This window comes from Bradyrhizobium sp. UFLA06-24, assembly GCF_054967145.1.
This window is the reverse complement of the sequence record NZ_JADFUE010000134.1, coordinates 1-6,252: the sequence shown is the minus strand read 5'-3', so window position 1 is coordinate 6,252 and position 6,252 is coordinate 1. Positions and strand designations below refer to the sequence as shown.

Genomic DNA, 6,252 nt, shown 5'->3' with positions numbered 1-6,252 from the left:
ATGTGTATAAGAGACAGTGTGATGAGCGCGCTGGCGCCGCTGTCGGAGGATTCGCCGCCGCTGCAGCCGGAGAGTTCCATGGTACCCGACGAGAAGCGCAGGCCGCGCCATAAGCCGATCATGAGCGCGGGTACCGGCTCTTAACGAGATGCTTGCAGATATGCCCGACGATCCCCCACTATGTCCGTATGAGCAAAGAAACGCCATGCGTCGCCGTCTGCATGATCGACCCCAAAACCAGGCTGTGCTTCGGCTGCGGCCGCACCTTGCCGGAGATCGCGCGCTGGCACGCCATGGAGAGCGCGGAACGGCTCTCCGTCATGGCGCAGCTCGCTGCGCGCATGGCGGACGCGGGCTTGCAGCCCATCGCTGGAACTCCGAAACGCCTCTGACCGCCCGGCGCACCATCGGAGGCGCGCAATGATGCGCTTCCTGCTCGTTCTCCTCATGCTCGCCGGCACGGCCGGCGCCGTGGTCGCCTATGGCGATCCCGACCAGATCGCGCGTGCCAGCCACAAGGTCTCGCACATGCTGCGTGGACCGGCTGCATCGCCTGCGCCGGCTCCCGCCGTGCAGATCCAGCGCGGCCAGGGCGGTGAGTTCGCGCTACGTGCCAAGATCAACGGCGTCACGGCGCCCATGGTGATCGACACCGGCGCCACCTCCGTCGTGCTGACGTGGGAAACCGCGAAGGCGATCGGGCTGCCGCTCGAGATGCTGGAATACGACGTCGACCTCGAAACCGCCGGCGGCCATACCAAGGCGGCGCGGCTCACACTCGATCGCCTCGCGGTCGGCCATCTCGTCGAGAAGTCGGTGCCGGCGCTCGTCGTCCAGCGTGGGCAGATGAAGACCAATCTGCTCGGCATGAGCTTCCTCGATCGCCTGGAGAGCTGGGGCGTCCGCTCGGACACGCTGATGCTCACCGGTTATCCCGAGCTCCAGAGCAGCCACCGCCGCTCGCGCACGGCGGTCGATTGAGGCGCGAGCGATTGGCGGTCCGCGCAAACAGCAGCCTACCGCCAGTGCTATGAGTTTGCAGTGCCAGGCTCCGCCATCTTGCGGTGCTGCTTGGCCAGAATCTCGTTCGGCGTGACGTTGGCCACCGTGGTCTGGATCTTGTTCTTGAGGCCGGTGACGATATCAGCGTCCCCGCGCAGCATGGCATCGAAACCGGCTTTGGCGACGTCGTACGCGCCGTCCTTCTTCTCGGTACCGACCTTGGTATCCATCATCTCGGCGCGACGGAAGAACTCGGTCTCGGTGGCACCGGGCATCAGGCAGGTCACGGTAACGCCGCTGTCGCGCAGTTCCTCGCGGAGCGCGAAGGAGAACGAATCCAGGAACGCCTTGCTGGCGTTGTAGACCGCCTGAAAGCTGCCCGGTGTGAAGCCCGCGATCGAGCCCGTGATCAGGATGCGCCCGGAATTGCGGCGAAGCATCTCGTTGCCGGCGCGGTGGATCAGATAGAGCGTGCCGGTGATGTTGGTGTCGATGATGCGCCTGACGCGCTGGAAGTCCTGATCGAGAAACGCCTTGCCGAGGCCGACGCCGGCGTTGGCCAGCAAGGCATCGATCGGCCGGTCCCCGACCTTGGCGCAGAGCTTGTCGACACCATCGATCGTGGCAAGATCGGCCTCGACCGGTTCGACGTTGACGCCGAGCCTGCGCAGATCGACGGCAACCCGCTCGATCGCGGGCTCGTCCGCCGCGATGACAAGGTTGTATCCGGCCTGGGCGCAGCATCTTGCGAGTTCCAGGCCGATCCCGGTGGAGGCGCCGGTGACGACGGCGAGTTGATTGGCGGGCATCGGACGTATCCTTGAGGTTGAGCTGATCACGCCTAATCGCTGCCCGACGCACTCGTTCCAATCTGCGCCATCCGGTGCAGTGCGAAGAATTTGCGCGCGGCGATAGCAACCATCGTTCATTCCTGGACTTAGATGCCAACTGGTTCAGCCCGGAGGATGGAAGATGAAGGCGCTGGTTTGGCACGGCAAGGAGGACATCAGGTGCGATACCGTCACCGACCCGGAGATCCAGGACCCGCGCGATGCCATCATCAAGGTCACGAGCTGCGCCATCTGCGGCTCCGACCTGCACCTGTTTCATAATTTCATCCCAGGCATGATGCCCGGCGACATCATGGGCCACGAGACCATGGGCGAAGTGGTCGAGGTCGGCTCCGGCGTCGACGGCAAGCTGAAGAAGGGCGACCGCATCGTCGTGCCCTTTACGATCATCTGCGGCGAATGCGACCAGTGCAAGCGCGGCAATTTCTCGGTCTGCGAGACCACCAACCGCAAACGCCACCTCGCCGACAAGGTGTTCGGACATACGACCGCGGGTCTGTTCGGCTATACCCACCTCACCGGCGGCTATTCCGGCGGCCAGGCCGAATATCTCCGCGTGCCCTTTGCCGACGCCACGCACATCAAGGTTCCCGCCGGCATCCCCGACGAGCAATTGCTGTTCCTCAGCGACATCTTCCCGACCGGCTGGCAGGCGGCCGTGCAATGCGACATCGAGCCGACCGACACGGTCGCGATCTGGGGCTGCGGTCCCGTCGGACAAATGGCGATCCGCAGCGCCATCCTGCTCGGCGCCAACCAGGTGATCGCGATCGACTGCCTGCCCGAGCGGCTCAGCATGGCGGAAGCCGGCGGCGCCACCACGATCAATTTCGAGACCGAGAGCGTGGTGGAGCGGCTGAACGAACTCACCGACGGCAAGGGCCCGGAGAAGTGCATCGATTGCGCCGGCATGGAAGCGCATGTGATGGCCTCGCAGCCGGACACACTGCTCGACCGCGCCAAGCAGATGGTGATGCTGGAAAGCGACCGGCCGCACGTACTGCGCGAGATGATCTATGTCTGCCGGCCCGGCGGCATCATCTCGGTTGCCGGTGTCTATAGCGGCTTCTCCGACAAGATCCCGATGGGCGCCTTCATGAACAAGGGCCTGACCATGCGGACCGGCCAGACCCACGTCAACCGCTGGACCGACGACCTGCTCCGCCGCATCGAGGAAGGCGAGATCGATCCGTCCTTCGTCATCACCCATACCGTCCCTCTCGAGCAGGGACCGGAGATGTATCAGGTGTTTCGCGACAAGCGCGAATCCTGCGTCAAAGTCGTGCTGAGGCCCTGAAGGAGCAAGCCATGTTTCATTTCTCCAACATCGTGCGCACCGAGGGTGACCCGAAGATCCTCGAGGGCGGGCCGAGCTTGAAGCAGCCGGCAGACCAGCTGGCCCGCGCGCTCGGCTGGTTCAGCATCGGTCTCGGTGTCGTCGAGCTGTTCGCCCCGCGGCGCGTCACGGAAACACTGGGCATGGAAGGTCGTGAGACGATGGTCCGTGCTTTCGGCCTGCGCGAGATCCTCGCTGGCATCATGTCGCTCTCTGTCGACAAGAACGCCGGCCTGTGGGCCCGTGTCGGTGGCGACGGCCTCGATGCCGCCGCGCTGCTGTCGGGCTTGACGGCTGACAATCCGAAGAAGGGCAACATCGCGCTGGCGCTGCTGATGGTCGGCGGCATCGCGATGCTCGACTATCGCGCCGCGCAGGACACCAAGCCGCGCCGTCCGCCGCGCGATGCGCGGCGCAAGCTCTATCCGAACCGCAGCGGTTTCCCGAAGGGGATCGAGAGCGCACGCACCGCGGCCAAACAGATCGCAGCCCACACCAAGGCCTAACGCAACAAACATGACGAGGTGAAGCAAGGTAATGAGCATCGAGTCCCGTGACGAGGCAGCGTGGTGGGAATCCGCCGTCATTTACGAGATCGCGCTGATCTCCTTCCAGGACTCCAACGGCGATGGCAAGGGTGATCTTGCCGGCCTTGTATCGCGCATCGACTACCTCAGATGGCTCGGCGTCGACGCCGTTTGGTTGACGCCGATCTACAAGAGCCCGTTCCGCGACCTCGGCTATGACATCTCCGACTATTGCGCGATCGACCCCGCATTCGGCAATCTTGAAGATTTCGATCGCCTCGTCAAAGCCCTGCACGCCGAAGGCATCCGGCTGATTCTCGACCTCGTTCCCAATCACACGGCCAATGACCATGAATGGTTCGTCGAGAGCTCCAGTTCGCGCAACAGTGCGAAAGCCGATTGGTACATCTGGGCCGATGCAGCCGAGAACGGCGGGCCCCCGAACAACTGGCTGAGCCGGTTCGGCGGCACCGGCTGGGAGTGGTGCGAAGCGCGCCGGCAATACTACTATCATTCTTTCCTGACCGAGCAGCCCGACCTCAACTGGCGCAACCCCCAGGTACGCGGCGCCATCGCAGACGTCATGCGTTTCTGGCTCGATCGCGGCGTCGACGGCTTTCGCGTCGATGCCAGCGCGGTCCTGATCAAGGACGAGCTGTTGCGCGACAACCCGCCAAATCCAGAAGCGGAAGGCAAGCCGCCGCCGCAACGTCAGACGCCCGTCTTCACCGACGACCGGCCCGAGACGATGATCTGCATCGAGTTTATGCGAGAGGTGATCGACCACCATCCGGGGCGGCTGCTCTGCGGCGAAGTCCAGGGCAAGACCGACCGTATCGGGCACTTCTACGGCAACGACCGGCCGCGCCTGCATTTGCCGCTCAACTTCGCCCTGCTCGACTCGCGATGGGACGTCCTGTCGCTGCAAGCGACGATCGATGCCTACTTCAACGCCATTCCGGAGCATGCATGGCCCGTATGGGTCGTCGGCGGCCACGACAAGCAGCGGATCGCGAGCAAGATCGGCGAGCCACAGATGCGCGCGATGGCGATGCTGCTGATGACGCTGCGCGGAACACCGTTCCTCTATATGGGCGACGAGATCGGCCGCAAGCGCGTCCCCATTCCCGCCGACCGCGTCCGCGATCCCTTCGAAAAGCTCGTGCCGGGATACGATCTGTGCCGAGATCCCGAACGCGCGCCGATGCGGTGGGATGACAGTGCCCAGGGCGGCTTTACGACAGGCGAGCCCTGGCTGCCGCTGGAGCGCGCCGATGAAGCGGTCAATATCGCGGCACAGCAGCGCGACAAGCGCTCGCTGCTGGCGCTGTTCCGCGCGCTGATGGCGCTGCGGCGGGAGCATGCGTGCCTGCGTCAGGGCGACTACAAAGCGCTGCGATCTTGCAACGACGTTCTTGCATTCAGGCGCACCGACGGACGGAACGAAATTCTGGTCGCACTCAACATCGCAGCGGAGCCGCGCAAGTGGCACTGGCAGGGCCGCGGCCATCTGCTGATGTCAACGCATCTCGACCGCTCACCCGAACCGCTGCCGGATGCCTCTCTCCTGCTCCGCGGCAATGAAGGCGTGATCATCGCGGTGGAGGCTCGGTGAGACCAGCTGGAACCATCCGCGCATCAAGGAGTCTGATCAACTCCTCCGAGATCCCCCTGCCGGAGGCAGACTGGACGAAACCGCGGCCCCGGCGCGTGCCCCCTTTAGGCGCCGGGGCGACGGCGTGAGATAGGAGGCAGGCCATGAGCAAGACGAAGGACCTCGCGCAACGCATCGTCGGCAGGACCAGGCAGGCCGTCGGCGAGATCATCGGCGACCAGACTCTGCACGACGATGGCAAGGCCCAAGCACAGCATGGCCGCGACGAACGGGAGAAGCCGAGCGAGCTCAATCCGCTGAAGAAGCTCAAACAGCTCACGTGAACGCGACCACGCATCCGGCCTTCCCCGCTCGACGCAGTAACGGGAGCCCGTCCACTCTCTCCACCGGCCGGCGCCCTTCACGTTGGATCGCCGCGGCCGAGCTTGGCCTGATCAGCAGCACCTTTTCGACCATCGTCAGCCAGCTGTTCGCAGCCCGCATCGGCCGCGATGCCGCGGTCGACTGGATGACGGTCGCCGCCATTCCAACGCGCGATTGGGCCATCAGCGCAGAACCGACGTGGAACGCGATCCTTGTCGGCATCGCCTTCCACCAATGGGCGGATTTTTCCTGGGCGCTGGTCTTCTTCGGCGTGCTCGGCCGCTGGACCGCCGACTTGCGTCCCCTGACGATCCTGCTGCTCGCGCTGCCCTGGGCCGTCTTCTCGTCAGGCATGGAATGGTTCGTGCTGGTGCCATTGCTTCCGTTCTGGCAGCCGCTTTTCACGCTGCAACAACCTTACTTGATCGGCCTGCTCGTCCACGCCTCTTCGGCCGTGATGTATCCGATGTTCGCCCGGCTGCGCTGGGCGCGCGGCCATGCGCCGGGGCGTGACGTACGTTTCACCAACATGTGGATGCGGGCCGCGCTGTCCACGAT

Annotated in this window: 7 protein-coding genes and 1 pseudogene; 7 read left to right on the top strand and 1 reads right to left on the bottom strand. The window is 64.5% G+C overall.

Going from position 1 to position 6,252, the window contains the following annotated elements:
* The first annotated feature begins 188 nt into the window (after nucleotides 1–188).
* Together IF809_RS37675 and IF809_RS37670 are read left to right on the top strand one after the other, a co-directional pair.
* Nucleotides 189–392 carry a DUF1289 domain-containing protein gene (locus tag IF809_RS37675; RefSeq protein WP_128967142.1) on the top strand — a complete coding sequence of 68 codons (204 nt, stop codon included), beginning with the start codon at nucleotides 189–191 and terminating at the stop codon, nucleotides 390–392.
* Between the two features lie 28 nt (nucleotides 393–420).
* Nucleotides 421–981 carry a TIGR02281 family clan AA aspartic protease gene (locus IF809_RS37670; protein WP_128967143.1) on the top strand — a complete coding sequence of 187 codons (561 nt, stop codon included), beginning with the start codon at nucleotides 421–423 and terminating at the stop codon, nucleotides 979–981.
* Nucleotides 982–1,028: 47 nt separating this feature from the next.
* On the opposite strand, the gene IF809_RS37665 is transcribed toward IF809_RS37670, so the two are convergent.
* Nucleotides 1,029–1,811, bottom strand: a complete 783-nt coding sequence (locus tag IF809_RS37665; protein ID WP_462840012.1) for an SDR family NAD(P)-dependent oxidoreductase — start codon at nucleotides 1,809–1,811, stop codon at nucleotides 1,029–1,031.
* A 163-nt stretch (nucleotides 1,812–1,974) separates the two neighbouring features.
* On the opposite strand from IF809_RS37665, the gene IF809_RS37660 reads away from it, so the two are divergent.
* From IF809_RS37660 to IF809_RS37640, 5 genes and pseudogenes are all read left to right on the top strand, one after another.
* A complete protein-coding gene (locus IF809_RS37660; RefSeq protein WP_462840011.1) occupies nucleotides 1,975–3,150 on the top strand; it encodes a zinc-dependent alcohol dehydrogenase in 1,176 nt (391 codons plus the stop codon).
* 11 nt (nucleotides 3,151–3,161) lie between these two features.
* Nucleotides 3,162–3,695, top strand: a complete 534-nt coding sequence (locus tag IF809_RS37655; RefSeq protein ID WP_128967146.1) for a hypothetical protein — start codon at nucleotides 3,162–3,164, stop codon at nucleotides 3,693–3,695.
* 31 nt (nucleotides 3,696–3,726) lie between these two features.
* Nucleotides 3,727–5,331, top strand: a complete 1,605-nt coding sequence (locus IF809_RS37650) for an alpha-amylase family glycosyl hydrolase (RefSeq protein ID WP_462840010.1) — start codon at nucleotides 3,727–3,729, stop codon at nucleotides 5,329–5,331.
* A 143-nt stretch (nucleotides 5,332–5,474) separates the two neighbouring features.
* On the top strand, nucleotides 5,475–5,654 hold the full coding sequence (locus IF809_RS37645; RefSeq protein WP_128967148.1) for a CsbD family protein: 180 nt from the start codon (nucleotides 5,475–5,477) through the stop codon (nucleotides 5,652–5,654).
* 86 nt (nucleotides 5,655–5,740) lie between these two features.
* Nucleotides 5,741–6,252, top strand: a pseudogene (locus IF809_RS37640) (DUF305 domain-containing protein); the annotation flags it as partial.

What these genes read in the sequence shown, in the direction of transcription:
- IF809_RS37650 (WP_462840010.1), top strand. Translation starts at nt 3,727, where the DNA reads ATGAGCATCGAGTCCCGTGACGAGGCAGCGTGGTGGGAATCCGCCGTC.
- IF809_RS37675 (WP_128967142.1), top strand. Translation starts at nt 189, where the DNA reads ATGAGCAAAGAAACGCCATGCGTCGCCGTCTGCATGATCGACCCCAAA.
- IF809_RS37660 (WP_462840011.1), top strand. Translation starts at nt 1,975, where the DNA reads ATGAAGGCGCTGGTTTGGCACGGCAAGGAGGACATCAGGTGCGATACC.
- IF809_RS37670 (WP_128967143.1), top strand. Translation starts at nt 421, where the DNA reads ATGATGCGCTTCCTGCTCGTTCTCCTCATGCTCGCCGGCACGGCCGGC.
- IF809_RS37645 (WP_128967148.1), top strand. Translation starts at nt 5,475, where the DNA reads ATGAGCAAGACGAAGGACCTCGCGCAACGCATCGTCGGCAGGACCAGG.
- IF809_RS37665 (WP_462840012.1), bottom strand. Translation starts at nt 1,811, where the DNA reads ATGCCCGCCAATCAACTCGCCGTCGTCACCGGCGCCTCCACCGGGATC.
- IF809_RS37655 (WP_128967146.1), top strand. Translation starts at nt 3,162, where the DNA reads ATGTTTCATTTCTCCAACATCGTGCGCACCGAGGGTGACCCGAAGATC.